Source organism: Streptomyces sp. NPDC088246 (assembly GCF_044741025.1).
Taxonomy (GTDB): domain Bacteria; phylum Actinomycetota; class Actinomycetes; order Streptomycetales; family Streptomycetaceae; genus Streptomyces.
This window is the reverse complement of record NZ_JBIURV010000008.1, coordinates 204,717-222,644: the sequence shown is the minus strand read 5'-3', so window position 1 is coordinate 222,644 and position 17,928 is coordinate 204,717. Positions and strand designations below refer to the sequence as shown.

Sequence of the window (17,928 nt, the reverse complement as noted above, 5' to 3'; positions counted from 1 at the left end):
ATATCCACCGAGGGCGGGGCGTGTCCGCACACGCCCCGCTCTCGCTGTCTCAGCGGACGACGACCGCCAGCCGGCGGGTGAAGTCGTCGATCTCCGGCCGATTGCCGTGTCGGGTCGCCAACCGGCTGTGCAGGCCGCGGAGTTCCTGGCCGAGCAGCGTGGATGCGGTCACCTCGGTGGTGTCCAGTACGGGTTCGGCGATGGCGATCGCGGCGAGCGGGTCCTGAGCGCAGGCATGGGCGTCGGCCATCCGAACCAGGAACAGCATCCGCGTCGAGTGCATCCCCACAGGGAGCAGGCCCAGCGCGGTACGGGTCGCCTCGACCGCGCGCAGCGCCAGTCGACGGTCACCGGTCGCCGCGGCGAGGTCCCGCAGGGCCCCGGCGGCGCCCGACTCCACCCGCAGACGCACGGAGGCGACGGACAGCCAGGGTGCCTCCGTCTCGTCCTGCTCGCCGGCCCGGTCCATCTGTGACCAGGCACGGTCGATATGGTCCAGGGTCTGCCGCGCGTCGCCCCGCACCGCGTGCCCGCGCGCCTCGTACAGATCGCTCATGGCGCCCGCCCAGTGCCGGCCCGCGGCCGCCTGCCGGATCGCGCCGCCGTAGGCTAGGGCGGAAGGGCCGTCGCCCTCCAGCCGCGCCAGGGTGCTCATGTCGCTGAGCGCGGCCACCTCCGTTCCGACGTGACCGGCCAGGCCGGCCCAGACCAGCGACCGGTCGAGCCAGGCCATCGCTGTCGCGTTCCGGCCCCACAGCAGCCGCAGACAGCCGGCCGACTGTGCGTACTCGGCGGCGAGTGGCGCGAGTTGGCGTTGGTACGGCGCTGCGGGCAGGGCCATCCAGCGAAGCATCGCGTGCAGGGTGCGCTCGACCACGACGGTCGCTCCCGGCCAGGCGCGCTCCTCGCCGGCCCGCTGGCAGACGGCGAGCAGCGCCGTCAGGGCATGCACGGTGTCGATGTCCAGCGGCGGACACGAGACGGTGGCCGGGCCCAGGGCGCAGAAGGCCGAATGCAGCGCGATGACGTCGGCGAGTACGGGAACGGTGCAGCCGTCGCGGCCGTGCACCGGACACACCAGCCCGTAGGTGGGCAGGCTCATGGGCAGGACGGTGTCCGGCGGCAGCATCGAGAGCAGGGCGCCACCCGCGGGCTCGCCGGGCAGGGGGCCCGTCCGTGCGGTGGTCGCGGCCGGACGTACGCCCCCGTTCCCCTCGCCCGTACCACCCGGCCCCTCGGCCTCCGCCGCCTCGCAGGCGTCGAGGAGGTCGCCGCCGGCTGTCAGCAGATCGTCCAGCCTGCGGGCGAGCGGCAGCGGCGTCTTGCGGGTGCCGTGCTCCAACTTGCTGATGGCGGTGTGGTCGTAGCCGACGCGGGCGCCCACCTGAGCCTGGGTGAGTCCGGCGCGCCTGCGCCACTGACGTAACCGGCTTCCGAAGGCTCTCCACGCCTCTGCGGTTCGGACATCCGGCGAAGGACCCACGCCCTCCGTCACCCGGAACCCCGCGGAGCCCCGCCGGATCTCCCACCCGTGCCACGCTCATGGCTCATAGCCGGGAGGATAGCGAGCGCGTGTGCGTGGTGTCCCCGGTGCCGCGGGAAGATGGCGCCTTCCCGCGCCTCCCGCGCCTTCCCGGCGTCGGCCCCGGTATCGCCAGCGGTGTCATCTCTGTGGTTCCGGGGTGGGGGCCGTTGGCGGCAGGAAGCTGCGGCGTTCGTCGTCCGTCAGCCGCCTGAAGACCCGGGAGCGGGCCCGTGCGAGCAGGACGTCGAGATCGGTGCGCCCTGAACAGTGCGAGGAGCACGTCCACAACGAGCTTCGCCCGACGACGATCCACACCATCCCCCGGCCGAGGCGCAGTTGCCCGCGCACACGCTCCGGCCAACGCTGTGCACGGCGGTGTCGAAGCGTCCCCTGCCACCACCCTGCTGGGTTACGTAACACTGCCGCCCAGCCGGCCAGTTGAGCCGGACGAGGCTGCATGAAGGGGCAACCCGCCGGGCATATGACCGGTGACTGACAGGAGGTGGTGGCAATGGGCCGCATCAAGATCGTCCGACGCCCGCAGCTGCCGTCGCGGCCGCCGCCACTCGATCTGCGAACCCCGTCCGGCCGCCCGCTGCCGTACTGAGCACGCCCCCGCCGCGACCGACGCGAACCCCTGGGGCAACCATCTGCGTGATGACGGACAGGGAGCCGTCGCAGCGAACGGCAGAAGCCGGGGCGGGTGCGTCGGCCGACCCGGGAGGGGCGGCAGCCATGCACGCATCCGGGACGAAGTAGTCGGCTGCGGCATCGTCGGCCATGCCGGCGCTGTTCATCGCGGCAGCGGCGGCTGCCGGCGCGGCGGGGAAGCAGTTCCCTGTCCGAGCAGCACTGTTCCGTCCACGACGTTCTGCGCAACGGCGAGGGGGTCGACGTCGGACGGTCTCGGCGCACGGCCGGGTCGGGGACCTCCTTCACCACCCGGGACGGCAGGCAGATGACCTCCGCTCCGAGCCAGGTCCGGATCGTCTTCGCGCCGAAGTGACGCGAGCGGCGTCGGCGTGATCGCCGCGGGCCACGGAAGTTGAGGAAAACCGCAGGGTGGCGGGTGCGGAGAACATCACCCGGTTCGACGGCAATCCCCGTACCGGCGCCGGCCGGCACTTCCTAGCGTTGCCGGTGAGGCGCGACGGACTTCTCGTGCCTCTCCACCACGCCAGGAGTCAGTTCATGGATCTCGTCACTCTGGGACTCCCCCAGGAACCCGCGGGCGGCGTCGCAGGCTGGGCAGCCGATCTCGTCGACACCATGGGGGGTCCGGGAGCCGGCCTCGCCATCGCCCTGGAGAATCTCTTTCCGCCGCTGCCCAGCGAGGTCATTCTCCCGCTGACCGGGTTCGCGGCGGGGCAGGGCGTCATCGGCCTGGCCTCCGCGCTCTTCTGGACCACGCTCGGTTCGGTGGTGGGCGCGGTGGTTCTGTACTGGATCGGAATGCTCTTCGGCCGCGACCGGATGCATGCGATCTGGGCGAGGCTTCCGCTGGTGAGGAGCTCCGATCTGGAGCGTACGGAGCAGTGGTTCGCCGAGCACGGCACCAAGGCCGTCCTCCTCGGGCGCATGGTGCCGATCTTCCGGAGTCTCATCTCCGTGCCGGCCGGTGTGGAGCGCATGTCGCTGCCGCTCTTCGTGACCCTGACCGCTGTGGGCAGCCTGCTGTGGAACTCGGTGCTGGTGATGGCCGGGTACTGGCTCGGCGACCGGTGGGATCTGGTGGAGACCTATGTCGGGGTCCTCTCCAAGGCCGTTCTCGTCCTGGTCCTGGCGGCCGTCATCGTGTACGTGAGTCTGCGGTTGCGCTCTCGTCCCCGTCCCCGTGAGCGGGCGCAGCACCGTCGTCCGTCGTGAGCTTCGAGCCGCTGCCCCGCGCTCTCCCGGTCTCCCCCGCCCGCCAAGGACGATCTTGCCGTGACGGTGCCGCGCGACTAGCCTCGGCATCCGTGCAGGGGGACTCCACAGACAGTGCGACCAGTCATCTTCCGGGGCCACTCGGCCCGAGGCGCGATGAAGGGGGCACCTCGGTGGCGCGCACCTCCCCCTGGCCCCGCAGAGTCACGGGCGTCCTGCTCGGCTGCTGTACCGCCCTGCTGGACCTGCTGTACTTCGCCGTGCCGGGCGCTCTGTCGGGCCCGTTCATTCTGTGGCCCCGCACGCGTCGGCGCGCCCTGGCCGTGCTGAGTGCCGGGGCCCGTCGGCTCACGGAGCTGGAGCGGATCCGTCGCAGCGTCTTCTTCGGCGACGTGTTCCCCACTCACCATGCCTCCGACCGGAAAGTCCTTCGTTACCTCGCCACCCGCGCCTGCGCAGGGGTGCTGTCCGGATTCGTGGTTGCGCTGCTGGGGTTCGGGGTCGTGCTGGCCGGGCTGCTGGCGGCCGGAGTGGCACGCGCCACCACGAGCTGGCAGGAACTGCTGACCCAAGGGGTCCTCGGCGGCGTCCTCCTCTTCCTCGACCTCCAGGGGCTCTTCTCCCTGGACGCCCTCGACGCACGGCTGGCACGAGAACACTTCGGCCCGTCCGAGCGGGAGTTGCTGGAGCGGCGCATCGCGGAACTGGCCGCCAGCCGTGCCGGGGTGCTCCGGGCGGTCGACGTGGAGCGCAAGCGCATCGAACGCGATCTGCACGACGGCGTGCAGCAGCGGCTCGTCGCACTCGCCATGCTGCTGGGCCGGGCCCGCCGCAACCGGACGCCCGAGCAGGCCGATCTACTGCTCGAGCAGGCGCACAAGGAGTCCCAGGAGGTCCTCACCGAGCTGCGGGAGGTGGCCTGGCGCGTCTATCCGTCGGCGCTCGACAACCTCGGGCTGGAGGAGGCACTCGGCGGGGTGGCCCAGCGCTGCAGCATTCCCCTGCACATGGAGTTCGACCTGGCGCTGCCGTTGCCCCGGCCGGTGGAGACGGCCGCCTACTTCGTGGTGTCGGAGGCTGTGACCAACGCGGCCAAGCACTCCCGGGCGACCCACATCTCCGTCAGCGTCAAGGGCGACGGGAGCGGAGTGTCCGTATGCGTCCGGGACAACGGCACCGGCGGAGCCGATCCCACGGGCAGCGGACTGGCCGGGCTGCGCAGCCGGGTGGACGCACTCGACGGCCGGCTGTACGTCGACAGCCCTTCCGGGGGCCCCACCACCATCATCGCGGAGCTGCTGTGCGCGTAATGCTTGCCGAGGACTCGACCCTGCTGAGGGAGGGCCTGGTCCGCCTGCTCGCCGAGGAGGGACATGAAGTCCTCGCCGCGGTGGGTGACGGGACGGCCCTCGTACGGGCGGTCGAGGCGGACCCGCCGGACCTCGTCGTCGTCGATATCCGGATGCCTCCCACCCACACCGATGAGGGGCTGCGGGCCGCGCTGGAGATCCGTGAGCGCTGGCCCCTGGTCGGTGTGCTGGTGCTCTCCCAGCATGTGGAGCGCAACTACGCGGTGCGGCTGCTGTCCGCAAACGCCGAGCGGGTCGGCTATCTGCTCAAGGACCGGGTCGCGCAGGTCGACGAGTTCCTGGACTCGCTGGAGCGGATTCACGCGGGCGGCGCGTCCATCGACGCGGAAGTCGTACGGCAGTTGGTGGTCCGGACCACGCACAGCGACCCCTTGGCCAGGCTGACGCCCCGCGAGCGCAGCGTCCTGCAGGAGCTGGCGCAGGGCCGCACCAACGCGGCCATCGCCCAGCACCTGCACATCTCGCTCAGTTCGGTCGAGAAGAACCTCAACTCCGTCTTCGACAAGCTCGATCTCGCGCGGACCACGGGATACAGCAGACGAGTGCTGGCGGTCCTGCGCTACTTGGAGTCGTAGGCACCGGCGCGCCGGTCCCTTCGGGCTCGGGCTCACCATGCGGCCGTCGCCCGCCCGGACGACGACAGCGTCCAGGATCGAAGTTCCTCACGCAGTCGTCGATGCCGCATCGGGCGGGGGCCGGACATCCGGGCCGGGTTCCGCACCGGCCCTCCCTGATCGATGATGATGCACAGGGCTGCCGTCCTCGGTGCGGCACCGCCTGTCCCAGGAACAGGAAGGGGTTCCCCATGCGGGAAACGACGCCGGACCATTCCCCGTCGGACGATCGGTCCGTCCACGGCTCGGACGAGGAAGCTCAGGTGATCGTGGTGGGGGCGGGGCCGGCGGGCTCGGCCGCGGCCTTCCACCTCGCCAGAGCGGGCGTCGATGTCCTGCTCCTGGAGAAGTCCCGCTTTCCCCGGGAGAAGGTGTGCGGGGACGGTTTGACGCCACGAGCGGTGCACCAGCTCATCAGGATGGGCATCGACATCAAGGCTCCGGGGTGGACGCGTTCACGCGGGATGCGATGGGTGGCCGGGGACCATCAGGTGCACATCGACTGGCCCGCGCTCGGGCGCTACCCGGACTTCGGGCTCTCGCGCAGCCGGCACGACTTCGACGACATCCTGGCCCGGCACGCCGTCGCCGCCGGAGCCCGGCTGCGCAGCGGCGTGAAGGTGACCCAGCCCCTGACCGACCGCGCCGGCCGTATGACCGGTGTCACCGCCACGACCTCGGCGAAGGAGCCATTGGCCTTCCGCGCGCCGATCGTCATCGCCGCCGACGGCGCCTCCGCCCGCCTCGCTCTCGCCATGGGCCTGGAGCGGGACAGGAGCAGGCAGATCGCGACGGCCGCCCGCCGCTACTACCGAAGTCCGGAGCGTTCCCAGGAGGAGTACCTGGAGCTGTGGGCCGACCTCCGCTTCCCGGGGAGCGATCACTACCTGCCCGGATACGGCTGGATCTTCCCCATGGGCGACGGCCGCGTCAATGTCGGTCTCGGTGCTCTGCCCCACCGGCGGCACGGAAAGGCGGACCTGCGCGCCACGTTGGACGAGTGGCTGGCGCGGACCCCGCACGCTTGGGGACTGCGCGAGGAGAACGCGGAGGGCCCTGTCCGGAGCGCGGCCCTTCCGCTGGGCTTCAACCGTCACCCCCTCTACACCCGCGGGCTCCTCCTCGTCGGCGACTCCGGAGGCATGATCAGCCCCTGGAACGGCGAAGGCATCGGCCAGGCCATGGAAGCCGGCGAAGTCGCGGCCGAGACCACCGCGCTCGCCCTCGCACTCCCCCGGGGGGCCCGGCGGGAGCAGGTACTGCGGGGCTACCCCGTCGAGATGAACCGCCGCTGGGGGCGCTACTACCGTCTCGGGAACACGGCCGCCGACCTCGTCTTCAGCCGTTCGGGTTTCCAGCCGGTCCTCAACCGTTACGTCATGGGGTCGCCGTTTCTGCTCAACACCCTGGCCCGGCTGCTGACCAACCTCACGGACAGGCCCTCGCACGACCTGATCGACCATCTGCTCAACGGCGTCGTGCGTCTCGTCCCGGAACCGAAGGTGCGACGCAGGCGCTGAACCGCGATTCCCGGCCGGAGGGACGAACAGCGCTCCGGGGAAAGCCTGCCGGCCGGCCCCGGAGCGCTGCGTCCCGTACTACCCGTCGATCGTGGCCCCGTACTCCGCGTCCGGTGACGGAGCCCTGAGAGAGCCCAGGCGGTGCGATGACACGGGCCGCACCGGCGGCCCATGCACCTTGCGGGTCTATGACCGGCGGCGAGGCTTTCCTCGTTTGCCGCCCTTGGCGCCGCCGGAACCGCTCCGCGCGCTCTTCCCGGCCGCCTTGCCGGCTGCGGGCTTCCGCCGTGCGCCGCCTGTTTCGGGGCGCTTGGCCTTCGGCTGCGCCGAGGTCTTGGGGCGGCCCCGTGAACTGTTGACGGTCCGCCCTCGGACGATCCCGATGAAGTCCTCCACCAGGTCTGTCGTCCCGTCCTCCAGCCACGACAGTGCGACGCGCGACTCGGGGGCGTCCGACACCGGCCGGTACGTGAGGTCCTTGCGGTGGTGCAGGCGGGCGAGCGACTGCGGGACGACCAGAAGGCCCACTCCGGCCGCCACGAGCTCGATCGCGTCCGCCGTAGTGGCGGGCCGCTCGATCGCGGGCCGTCCGGGCCGGTGCTCCCATTCGAGGGTGTCGTCGAGCGGATGCAGCACGATGTCGTCGGCGAGATCCTCGGCGGAGACCTCGTCGACCGCTGCCACGACGTGGTCCTTCGGGATCACGACCACCGTCGTCTCGGTGTAGAGGGGGATCGCGCTGAGGCCCGTGCGGTCGATGGGCAGCCGCACGAGACCTGCGTCGGCGCCGCCGCCCCGCAGCACGTCGGATGCCTCGGCGGCCGACACCCCGATGAGGGTCAGCGGGACGTCGGGCAGCCGCTCGTTCCAGATCCGCACCCACTTGGTGGGCGTCACCCCCGGGACGTACGCGAGCCGGAACGAAGGGGTTTCTTCCGAGCTTGTCACTCAGCCAGGTTACCGGCCCTGGTCAGAGGTAGCGCACATGCTCGATACCCTTGGCACCATGGCGTCGCACAAGACCACCCAGACAATGAAGCCCGCAACCGCGGCAAAGAAGCTGGGTGTGTACCTCGAGGCCACCCCCGCCGAGTTCCAGGAGGGTGTCGTCTCGCGCACCGAGCTGAACGCACTGCAGTCCGATCCGCCCGAGTGGCTGCAGGAGCTGCGACGCAACGGCCCGCACCCCCGGCCGGTGGTCGCGGCAAAGCTGGGCATCTCCATCTCGGGTCTCGCCCGTGGCGGAATCACGGACGCCCTCACCACGGAGCAGATCGAGGCGCTGAAGAAGGACAGCCCCGACTGGCTCCAGCAGGAACGCGCCACCCAGGCCGAGGTCCGGAAGGAAGCGGTTCGCATCAAGGAGAAGAACGCAGCACGCGCCGATCAGTCCCACGGTCCGCGTTCCTGACCTTTGTCCCTCGGCCCTCCCTCGGCGTGACGGCCCGGCGCCGGCTCGCGCCTCGTTCGACGGTGCTGCGCCGGCGACGGACGGCGCGGCCGGGACGGCACAAGGGCTCGCCGCACGGTCACCGACCGGAAGTCGATCGGGGGGCTTCGTCATGCAGGGGCGGGCGCAGGGGCAGACAGGGCTGTGGCGACGCGGCTCGCCCGTCGTGCGGCGGAAGCGGCCGCGCCGCAGGAGCTGGAGCAGTTCGCGATGACGGCGGAGGCGTTCCTCATCGCTCCGCCGCACGAGCGACTGCTGGTCGGCGGACGTGCCGAGCCGTTGGGGCTCGCTGCGGAGGCGGTTGCGGCTCTGCTCGGCACGGCGGCTCTCGCAGCGGCGGTTCCGGTCCTGGAACATCTGACTCAGCACCCCACCGAGCGTGCCGTCGGCGCCGTGCGGCACCGAACGCTCCCCCGGTTGCGACGGCGGCGCCCTGAGGTCACGGCCACCGGAGCGGCACCGGAGCGGCTGTCGACCGAGCAGTCGGCGCAGTTGCGGCAGCGCCGAGCCGCCGGAATCGGAACGGCGCTGGTCGCGAGGCTCGCGCCACAACGTGTGAATGGCTCCATGTCGACTTCGAAGACGATCTGAAACGCTTCCGCTTCGACGCCTGCGGTTGCGGGCCGACGGACGTGGGATCGATCCCGCTCCGAACGGAGCGCGATCGCTTCACTCGTTCGGAAGCGGGTTTGGGAGAATGATCGGTATGACAGGGTCTGAAGCTTTCGAGCCGGAGTCGGAGCGCGTCACTCGGCAGCTGCGGGACGACATTCTTGATGGTGTTCGACAGCCGGGCAGCAAGCTCGTCGAACGCGAACTCGCCGCAGAGCTCGGGGTGAGCAGACTGCCCATCCGCGATGCGCTCAAGGTGCTCGTGACAGAGGGCCTGGTCACTCCCCGGCCGCGGACGTGGGCGGTCGTCCGGGAGTTCACGTCCACGGACATCGCGGATCTCGACGAGATTCGTACACCCCTTGAGCTGCTCACCTTCCGGCTCGCTGCTCAGCGGCGTACGCGGCCGGGCCTCGAAAAGCTTCGTTCGGACCTCGACGCCGAGCTGGAGGCCGCTCATACGGGAGATGCCGTGCGGGCTCGACGGGCCGCCGCCGACTTCCACCAGACAGTGACCTTGTTGGCCGGCAATGAGCTGCTCAGTGAGCTGGAGCGGACGCTTCGAAGCAGGATGCGATGGCTGCTGGCGCAGCATGACGACCTCATGGCAGTCGCGAACGAGCACGAGGCCCTGTACGCCGCGATCGCGGAGCGGGACGTTCACCGAGTCGAACAACTAGTCGTGAAGCACCTGGCGAGCAGCCGTAGCGCGGCCGCTGCACGTCGGAGGCGGCCTCAAGGTTCCTGACGGAATGCGGCCTCGGCGCGGTCCATGATCGGCGTAGCCGGCCTTGTGCCGCATCACAGCTCGAATTCATTCGGGATACCATTTTCCCCCTTGACCCAAGTCACACTGGCGAATGTCCGCCCTTGGGGTGCGGCACCCGTGGACGTCGTGATGTCCGGCGCCGAGATCCTCGCCGTCGTGCCCGCCGGGGCGACCAGGCCCAACCGCTCGCCCAGCTCGGTGGTCCGGACGGATGCCACGTCGGCGTTCGCCAGCCGGGCGGTGATGGCGGGCAGCGGGTCCTCGCCGTTCCGCCCGACCTCGCCTGCCACCACGCAGTACGACGCCCGTTCCGGCAGGCCCAGGGCTCGCCGGACGCCTGCGGCGCTCCCGAACCGGACACCGTTCGCTCCCTCGAAGACGCTGAGCAGCTGACCGCAGCCCGCCGCCCGCTGACGGGCGAGGGGAGTTACGAGGCGCCGGGCGCCGTGATGTCGCGTTCGACGGCGGCGCGGGCCGCGCTCACCGACGCGGTGACCGTGCGGATCAGGGCAGCACGGTGGTCGTGCAGATAGAAGTGGCCGCCGGGGTAGAGGTGGACGCCCTGGAGGTACGGGGAGTGGTCGGCCCAGGCCTTGAGCCTCCTGGGCTCCACGACAAGATCCTGGTCACCGCCGAAGACGGTGAAGGGCAGCGGCGGCGAGCCGGTGGCGGGGTCGCGCGCCCACGTGTCGACAAGTTTGAAATCGCTGCGGAACACGGGCTCGAACAACCGCCACACATCGTCGTTGTCGAGCAGCTCGGCGGGGGTACCGCCGATCGACCGCAGCCAGTCACGCAGTTCGGCGTCGGAGCTCTCGTGCCGTCCTGGGCGGCGCCGGTACTCCGCGCCCCTGGGCGGACCGAAGGCTGAGAGCCCGAGCCAGACCGGCATCGGCCCGCCCTGCGCGGCGAGCCTCAGGGTCAGTTCGTACGCGGCCAGGCCGCCCATGCTGTGCCCGAAGAAGGCGAACGGCCGGTCGAACAGCGGCAGCAACTCCTGATGGAAGTGGTCGACCAGATCTTCGACGCGATCGACGGCGGGCTGATCGCGCCGGTGCGCACGCCCGGGGGCGTTGAGCAGACACAGCTCCCAGTCCGGCGGGAACTCCGGTACCCAGTCCCGGTAGAGCAGATGCGAGCCACCGGCGTGGTGGAAGAGAAAGAGGCGCAGGGACGGGTCGGCGACCGGGCTCGGGCAGACGGCGGATCCACGGACCACGGTGGTATGTGTCATGCCCCGCCCCTTCCCGTGGCGGCACGGGGGCCGGGGCCGGTCAGGACCTGCTGTGCCCGGCACGGCTCGACTGACTCCAGCAACTGCACTCCCCTCGTGGCAATCCTTGTCGCACAGCGCGCCACATGACGTCGCGGGGCGATTGTCGCATCGTCCTCGGACATCGGAGCCGACTTCCGTGGCGACATCGGCTGGGGTCTTTCATTTGGATCAGGCCGGACCCCGCGAACCCGGCCTGATCCAAACGAAACACCCTGTGCAACAGCGGGGCGGTGGCCGGCCCGCGGACCGACGACGGGGGAAACCGCCCTTGCCCTCGAACCCCACTGACACGCATGGGCCTGCGCCGCGCGCGTGAGGAGCAGCCCAGGCGGCACAGGGCCCGGACTTCTCACCTGGGGTGGGAGGTCCGGGCCCTGCGCGTCGTATGTCGCGGCTCCCCTACTCCTGCCCCGGCACGACCGCCGGGATGCCCTCGGGGTTCAGCAGCTGTGTCAGATGGCGGGCCGACGCGTCCCAGGACCAGGACTCCTGGGCCCACTTACGGCCGGCGGCGCCCATCTCGGCGGCCTGGTCCGCGTCGAGCAGTATCCGGGTCAGCGCGCCCGCTATCGCCGCTGTGTCGGTGCCGTCCACGACCTGGCCGGTCCTGCCGTCGAGCACCGTGTCCGGGGCGCCGCCCGAGTCGCCGACGACCACCGGCAGTCCGCTCGCCGCCGCCTCCAGGAACACGATCCCAAGCCCTTCCGCCTCCAGACCGGCCTTCCTGGTACGGCACGGCATGGCGAAGACATCCGCCGCCGCGTAGTACTGCGGAGTCTCGGTGTGCGACTTTCCCCCCACGAAACGGACCGAGCCCTCGGCGTGCCGGTGCGCCAGCTTGCGCAGCCGTGCCTCGTCCGGTCCCCGGCCGACCACGACGAGCACCGCGTCGGGCACCTCCCGCCGGATCAGCGGCAGGGCCCGGATCAGCATGTCCTGGCCCTTGCGCGGGACCAGGCGGGCCACGCACAGGATCACGCGCTTGCCGTGCAGGCCGAGCTCCGTACGCAGGTCGGATCCGGCACCGGCGTCGGGCCGGTACACCTCCGCGTCGACCCCCGGCACCAACCGGCTCATGCGCGCACGCGGGCCCAGGGACGGCCCGATCCGGGCACGCGTGTACTGACCGAGATACGTGACGACATCCACGCCGTCGCCGATACGGCGCATCATCTGACGCGGACCCGGGGTCCTGGCCCACCAGATCTCATGGCCATGGGTGGTCGCCACCATGCGCTGGATCCCACTGCGGCGCAGGGCGGGCGCCATGAGGGCCAGCGGCGCGGCAGCCCCGAACCAGACCCGGTCGCAGCCATGGGCCCTGGCTATCTCGACGGCCCTCCGGGTGACCCGCCCGGTCGGCAGCAGCATGCCGCTGGAGTCCCGTACGACAGGGAACGGAAGGGCCGCGTCGTACGCGGTGTCGCCCGGCTCGCGCGAGGTGTACACGACCACGTCGTCGTCCGGTATGCGCGTGGTCATGGCGTGCACGAAGGTCTCTATGCCTCCCTGGCGCGGCGGGAAGTCATTGGTGATGACAAGGGTGGAGCCCATGAAAGTGTTGGATCCTTCAGCTGGATGCGGTCGAGCGAGCCGAGAAGAGGTAGTTGCGGCAGTCGTCGGTCACGTCGGCAATACGCTCCCAACCCCGGTTTTGCCAGTGGTACATGTCGTAACCGAGCTCGCCGAGCCGGCTGACGAGGTCGCCCGGCTTCGTGTCGTACTTCTCGAGGTGACGGTCCTCGATCTCGAGCAGGAGCGCGGGCCGGTGGCGCAGCAGCGTGCGCCGGGCCCCCGACAGCACGGCTGCCTCCGCCCCTTCGACATCGGCCTTGATGAAGTCGACGCGATCGAGGCCCATGTGGTTGCACAGACCGTCCACCGTCCGCACCGGTGTGGTCACGGGGCGGGAGGTGGGGAATTCGATGTTGGGTCCGGGTCCCGAGGCGCCCTCGGTGAGATAGGCGCGTCCGTGGACGGGCAGCCGATGGCGCCGGGGCAGGCTCATCGTTCCTTCGTGTGCCCTTGCGCCGAGAGCCATGCGGTGCACGGTGACGTTGTCGCAGCCGAGGGCGGCTGCCGTGGCCCTCAGCCACTTCGCGGGGCCGTGCAGCGGTTCGACGCTGTGCACCTTCCCCGACGGTCCGGCCAGCGCGGACAGGCTCCAGGTGTAGAGGCCGTACTCGGCCCCGATGTCGAGGCAGACAGCGCCCGGCCGCACCAGCGGCCGCAGGCCGGCCACTTCTTCTTCCACAAAGGGCCACCGCGAGGATGCCCAGCGAAGCGCGAGCGCGACGGATGACACACGCAGCCCCGGGTGCGGGCGACCGCCGGACCGGGGAACCGAGGGATCCGGCCGACGCGTCAACCTGCCGTTCATCAAATGCCTTTCAGCCTGCTTGAGCGTACGGTTCCCGCTGCCGGAGCGACACCACACTCGATCGGCGTTCCATCGCATCATCGGATGCGGGGTGATCCCATCCTTCTCCAGAAGCAGATTGGCCGGCACATCAGACCTGAGATGTACATCTCAGGGTTGGGCCCACAACCGATGAAACCATCATGAAAGAGCGCAGATCATCGCTTCGCACCCCGCCCACGACTGTGGGCGAGGTGCGAAGCCGTGCTCGATGTGGCGGTGTCTCCTCAGCACCCGCCCGGGCGCACCAGGCCCGTCTCGTACGCGTGGATCGCGGCCTGGGTCCGGTCGCGCAGGCTGAGCTTGACCAGGATCCGGCTCACATGCGTCTTGACGGTCTGTTCGGCCACCACCAGACGCCGAGCGATCTCCGCGTTCGACAGGCCCTGCGCGATCAGGGACAGAACCTCCGTCTCGCGCTCCGTGAGGTTGCCGCTGCGGCCCTTGACCGGGCCGCGGGGGACGTCGGACATCCGGGAGAACTCGGCGATGAGACGCTTGGTGATGTTCGGCGCGAGCAGGGCCTCGCCGGCCGCCACCACCCGTACCGCATGGGCGAGTTCCGTGGCCGACGCGTCCTTCAGCAGAAACCCGGACGCGCCAGCGCGCAGCGCCTCGTACACATACTCGTCGAGGTCGAAAGTGGTCAGGACAAGGACCTTGGTGGTGGCGGCGGGCGATGCCATGATGCGGCGCGTCGCCTCGATGCCGCCGACCCCGGGCATCCTTATGTCCATCAGTACGACGTCGGGGGTCAGTTCGGCGACCCTGGCGACGGCGTCGATGCCGTCCACGGCCTGGCCGACGACCTCGATGCCGGGTTCGGCATCGAGCAGGACCGTGAACCCCTGACGGACCATCATCTGATCGTCGGCGATCAGCACGCGGGTGGTCGTCACGGATTGTCCTCCACAAGGTCGGCAGGTACGGCGGGAAGCTGCGTGGGCGGCTTCGCGATCACTTCGTATCCTCCGTCGGAGGTGGCGCCGAAAGCCAGCCTGCCACACAGCATCGCAGCGCGCTCCCGTATGTCGGGCAGACCGTGGCCGACGCCCGGCAAGGACTGGGCGGGCGTCGGCGCGGTGTTGGCGGCCCAAATGGTGACCGCGGACGGGCACTGATCGATCTCCACCCGTACCTCCGCTCCGCGGGCCCCCGGCGAGGCGCTCCTCCATGTCCGGCTTCTTCATGAGCACCACCCCGGACACGACGCGGCAGCTCGCCGGAACGAACGTTCCGTGCCAACAACCGGTCACCTCTTGGGCTGCCGTCCCACACCGGGCGGGGCAACGGCTGCGGTCCTCCGCACCGGATCACGCGTGAGGGGCGTCCGGGGTCCGTCCGTCCACGATCCGGGCGATGTTCTTCAGGGGTACGGAACCGGGCTTCAGGTAGTCGCTGTGGCCGCCGGAGCCCGCGTCGAAGGTGTGGGCGCCGAAGCCATCGGACACCGGATCCGCGCCGAATCCGACGTCCACGGTGGGGAGTTCCAGCCGCACGTGCGGAACGTCGGCAATCCAGTCGTCGCCGCCCCGGCCCGCCCAGACCGCGGCCCGGGTGTGCATCGCGGCCACGTCGTCGACTCCCACACCGGGGCTGCCGTACAGGACGATGTCCGCGACCTCCACTCCGGCCGCGGCCCGGGCGCAGACGACGGAACCGTAGGAGTGGCAGAGCAGAGAGGTCCGGGCGGCGGGCTTGACACCTGTCAACTCCCCCAGGAAGCCACGCAGTTCGCGAGCGGCATCGTCGGCCCGCCCCGAGGTGGCCGCCGACAGGCTCACAGTGGCCGGCGTCTCGTACCCGAGCCAGGCGACGACGGCGGACCGGTTGCCCAGCTCCCTCTGCAGCGCCTGGGCGCCGCCCTTCAGCCGCCAGTAGTTGTCGACACTTGTGCCCGCACCCGGGACCAGCACGGCGATCCGGTCGGCCCGGGCGAGGTCGCCGAAGACCTCGACGGTGCGGCCGCCGTCCCGGCCGTCGAAGGTGATGAAGTGGCGCGCAGGGTCTGCCAGGATGCGCAGCGCGTCGGCCCGCTTCCCGTCGCCGTGGCCGTCGGCCGTCCGCGCGGCCGCCGCGATGTCCGCGCGGGTTGCCGCCCACCGCTCGGCGAGAGCGCTCGAGGTGGCGGCGGGCAACGGGCCCGGGACTGTCGGAGCGGGCGCCGGTACGTCGGCGGCCCTGACCGCGCCCGACACCGGTACGGCCACCGAGGCGACGACGAATGCGGCGAGCAGGGCGCGGCACAGGCGGCTTCTGCGTGGGCGGGACGCCATGACAGACGATTCCTTCCGTACCGGATGTCTTTCGTGCTTCCGGTACTGAAGCTATGAATCACACCTCGTAGTCCGCGTCCCGCCCAGGAGTGAACCTTCCGCGTAGTTCTGAAGTACGGGGGGCAGGGGGTGAAGCCGATCAACCGCTGACGCGCATGCCTGTCCGGCCGGTAGGGCGTTCGGCCAATGTCTGGGCTTTCGTGCAGCGCCGTCGGCCGTCAATGGTCCCGGTCGACCGGACAGTCCGTGCCGGAGCATGGGGTACCGGTCTGAGCCGTACTCAGGATCCGGGCCGCTGCGTCACTGTTCAACCCGGGCAATGGGCGCTGCCGTTATGCACTCCGCATCGGTGACCGGCACAGGACTGATGGAGGGATGGCGGCTGCGCTCGGTGCAAGAAGCACCCGGCCCGCGAACACCTCGCCGCGTACCAGGGGCGGTTGTGCGTCGGTTGCGGTCCGCCGAGTGAGCGGATATGGCACAGTCGTGCCGGTGGAAGAGCTGCGACCTCAGGACCCCGCGCACATAGGCGCGTACCGGATTCTCGCCCGGCTGGGCGCGGGCGGCATGGGGCAGGTATATCTCGGCCGGTCGCCCGGCGGACGGCTGGTGGCCGTGAAGATGATCCGCGACGAGATCAACGATCACCCCGAGGCACTGGCCCGGTTCCGGCGGGAGGCCGCCACCGTGGAGGCCGTACGCAGCGCCTACACCGCCCAGTTGATCGAGGCGTCGCTCGACTCGTCCCCGTACTGGCTGGCCAACGAGTACGTGCCAGGTCCCACGCTGCGCGGCGCCGTGGGCACGAGCGGCCCGTTCCCGCCGGACAGTGCCATGCGACTTTTTGCCGCGCTCGCCGAGGGGCTGGCCGCGGTCCATGTCCACGGGGTCACGCACCGGGACCTGAAGCCGCAGAACGTCATCCTCGCGCCGCAGGGACCGCAACTGATCGACTTCGGCATTGCCCGGGGACTTGAGCAGACGATCCTCACCCGGGACGGAATGGCACCGGGAACGCCCGGGTACGCGGCGCCCGAGGTCGTCCTGCGCAACGAGGTCGGCCCGGCGGCGGACGTCTTCGCGCTGGGGGCGACGATCGCCTACACGGTGACCGGCCGGTCCCCTTACGGCACGGGCGACGCGGCTGCGGTGAGCTACCGGGCCGTGCACGAGGACATCGACCTGGCGGGGGTACGGCCCGCGCTGGCCGCACTGATCCGGCAGTGCGTCGCCAAGGACCCGGCGGAGCGGCCCGAGCTGGCCGCCGTGATCGCCCACTGCGCGGTGGACTCGGCACTGGCTACGGACGCCCACTACCGCTCCGTGGCCCGCGACGCCGAACCCGCGCCCGCGCATTTGAGCACGCCGCCTTCGGAGGCGGAACCGGAGACCGGGGCCGTTGCACGGCCGGCGGATCGCGAGCCCGAGGGTCAGGTGCGTGAGCGGGCAGCCGAGACCGTACCTCCGGGGACGCCCGACACCACGCCGTACGGCACGCCGGATCATCAACGGCATCCCGCCCGCACCACACGTCGCCGGGGCTGGCTCGCCGCATGTGTGGTGGCGCTCGTCGTACCGGCGACGGTCTGGCTGCTCCCCGAACAGGACAGCCAAACCCCCAAAGCCGCACCCACGACCGACGTCACCGCGTCCCGGTCGGCCACCAAGGGTCCGGCGGGCCGGCCACCGGACCACATCGTGAACGACCGTGTCTCGCAGGACCGCTGGACCCTGTCGGACGATCCGAAACAGGCCGCCCAGCGCATGGGCTTTTGCGACCTGGCCAGCTTTTCCGGGTCCTCACCGCCGATGGACCTGCTGTCCTCCGTCTCGCACACCACCGGCTCGGACACCGCCTCGGTGGAGCTGCGTCCCAAGACTGCCGGCCAGGGAAAGCGGCCCGCGCCGTACTACATCTCTGTGGGGGTGCGGCCCCCGCACGAGACCGACCGCGCCACCGGCCGGCCCCTTCGGTCCGTCGGCAAGGGCATCGGCTTCACCAGCAAGCCCGTCGACATCTACTCACGGTGGTCCTCGGGCGGAACCATCAAACTCAAGTACCCCGAAGACTTCCGGGCCCACTTCGGCAGTCGGACCGTCGAGGCGATCCCGGTCGGCGACGACAGGGGCGACTGGACCGTGGTGCTGTACCACGTCGAGGGCGGGCCCACGAAGTACGCATCCGTCGCGTGCAACGGCTTCCATGCCTAGGACACCGTTCACGGCGGTGC

At 70.6% G+C, this 17,928-nt stretch carries 17 protein-coding genes; 9 read left to right on the top strand and 8 right to left on the bottom strand.

What is annotated here, in order from left to right; all coding sequences use genetic code 11:
• Positions 1-49: 49 nt before the first annotated feature.
• On the bottom strand, positions 50-1,384 hold the full coding sequence (locus tag ACIPEK_RS14345; RefSeq protein WP_401995134.1) for an XRE family transcriptional regulator: 1,335 nt from the start codon (positions 1,382-1,384) through the stop codon (positions 50-52).
• A 1,332-nt stretch (positions 1,385-2,716) separates the two neighbouring features.
• Here ACIPEK_RS14345 and ACIPEK_RS14340 point away from each other — a divergent pair.
• From ACIPEK_RS14340 to ACIPEK_RS14325, 4 genes are all read left to right on the top strand, one after another.
• Entirely contained in the window at positions 2,717-3,391 is a 675-nt protein-coding gene (locus tag ACIPEK_RS14340; RefSeq protein ID WP_401995131.1) for a DedA family protein, read from the top strand.
• A gap of 173 nt (positions 3,392-3,564) precedes the next feature.
• On the top strand, positions 3,565-4,701 hold the full coding sequence (locus ACIPEK_RS14335) for a sensor histidine kinase (RefSeq protein ID WP_401995128.1): 1,137 nt from the start codon (positions 3,565-3,567) through the stop codon (positions 4,699-4,701).
• Complete coding sequence (locus ACIPEK_RS14330; protein WP_114243193.1) at positions 4,701-5,336, top strand: response regulator transcription factor; 636 nt, start codon at positions 4,701-4,703, stop codon at positions 5,334-5,336. The genes ACIPEK_RS14335 and ACIPEK_RS14330 overlap by 1 nt, the downstream gene beginning before the upstream one ends.
• Before the next feature lie 230 nt (positions 5,337-5,566).
• On the top strand, positions 5,567-6,895 hold the full coding sequence (locus ACIPEK_RS14325; protein WP_401995125.1) for a geranylgeranyl reductase family protein: 1,329 nt from the start codon (positions 5,567-5,569) through the stop codon (positions 6,893-6,895).
• 186 nt (positions 6,896-7,081) lie between these two features.
• On the opposite strand, the gene ACIPEK_RS14320 is transcribed toward ACIPEK_RS14325, so the two are convergent.
• Positions 7,082-7,843: a LysR family substrate-binding domain-containing protein gene (locus ACIPEK_RS14320; RefSeq protein WP_383068770.1), complete on the bottom strand. Its 762-nt coding sequence runs from the start codon at positions 7,841-7,843 to the stop codon at positions 7,082-7,084.
• A gap of 58 nt (positions 7,844-7,901) precedes the next feature.
• On the opposite strand from ACIPEK_RS14320, the gene ACIPEK_RS14315 reads away from it, so the two are divergent.
• The 4 genes from ACIPEK_RS14315 (at position 7,902) to ACIPEK_RS14300 (ending at position 10,119) form a co-directional block, all read left to right on the top strand.
• Positions 7,902-8,306 carry a DUF5997 family protein gene (locus ACIPEK_RS14315; RefSeq protein WP_401995121.1) on the top strand — a complete coding sequence of 135 codons (405 nt, stop codon included), beginning with the start codon at positions 7,902-7,904 and terminating at the stop codon, positions 8,304-8,306.
• Positions 8,307-8,489: 183 nt separating this feature from the next.
• Complete coding sequence (locus ACIPEK_RS14310; protein ID WP_401995118.1) at positions 8,490-8,936, top strand: hypothetical protein; 447 nt, start codon at positions 8,490-8,492, stop codon at positions 8,934-8,936.
• Positions 8,937-9,051: 115 nt separating this feature from the next.
• A complete protein-coding gene (locus tag ACIPEK_RS14305; protein ID WP_401995115.1) occupies positions 9,052-9,705 on the top strand; it encodes a GntR family transcriptional regulator in 654 nt (217 codons plus the stop codon).
• A gap of 90 nt (positions 9,706-9,795) precedes the next feature.
• Entirely contained in the window at positions 9,796-10,119 is a 324-nt protein-coding gene (locus ACIPEK_RS14300; RefSeq protein WP_401995112.1) for a hypothetical protein, read from the top strand.
• 34 nt (positions 10,120-10,153) lie between these two features.
• On the opposite strand, the gene ACIPEK_RS14295 is transcribed toward ACIPEK_RS14300, so the two are convergent.
• The 6 genes from ACIPEK_RS14295 to ACIPEK_RS14270 all read right to left on the bottom strand — a co-directional run bounded on the left by ACIPEK_RS14295 (position 10,154) and on the right by ACIPEK_RS14270 (position 15,697).
• Entirely contained in the window at positions 10,154-10,960 is an 807-nt protein-coding gene (locus ACIPEK_RS14295; RefSeq protein WP_401995109.1) for a thioesterase II family protein, read from the bottom strand.
• A 441-nt stretch (positions 10,961-11,401) separates the two neighbouring features.
• Positions 11,402-12,556, bottom strand: coding sequence for a glycosyltransferase family 4 protein (locus ACIPEK_RS14290; RefSeq protein WP_401995106.1), 1,155 nt, complete (start codon positions 12,554-12,556; stop codon positions 11,402-11,404).
• 16 nt (positions 12,557-12,572) lie between these two features.
• Positions 12,573-13,256: an FkbM family methyltransferase gene (locus ACIPEK_RS14285; protein WP_401995103.1), complete on the bottom strand. Its 684-nt coding sequence runs from the start codon at positions 13,254-13,256 to the stop codon at positions 12,573-12,575.
• A 392-nt stretch (positions 13,257-13,648) separates the two neighbouring features.
• Positions 13,649-14,320, bottom strand: a complete 672-nt coding sequence (locus ACIPEK_RS14280) for a response regulator (protein WP_401995100.1) — start codon at positions 14,318-14,320, stop codon at positions 13,649-13,651.
• The gene (locus tag ACIPEK_RS14275) at positions 14,317-14,553 is read right to left on the bottom strand and encodes a hypothetical protein (RefSeq protein WP_401995097.1); all 237 of its coding nucleotides are present in this window, start codon (positions 14,551-14,553) and stop codon (positions 14,317-14,319) included. The genes ACIPEK_RS14280 and ACIPEK_RS14275 overlap by 4 nt, the downstream gene beginning before the upstream one ends.
• Positions 14,554-14,734: 181 nt before the next feature.
• A complete protein-coding gene (locus ACIPEK_RS14270; RefSeq protein ID WP_401995094.1) occupies positions 14,735-15,697 on the bottom strand; it encodes an alpha/beta hydrolase in 963 nt (320 codons plus the stop codon).
• 492 nt (positions 15,698-16,189) lie between these two features.
• On the opposite strand from ACIPEK_RS14270, the gene ACIPEK_RS14265 reads away from it, so the two are divergent.
• Positions 16,190-17,908 carry a protein kinase gene (locus tag ACIPEK_RS14265; protein WP_401995091.1) on the top strand — a complete coding sequence of 573 codons (1,719 nt, stop codon included), beginning with the start codon at positions 16,190-16,192 and terminating at the stop codon, positions 17,906-17,908.
• Positions 17,909-17,928: the final 20 nt, after the last annotated feature.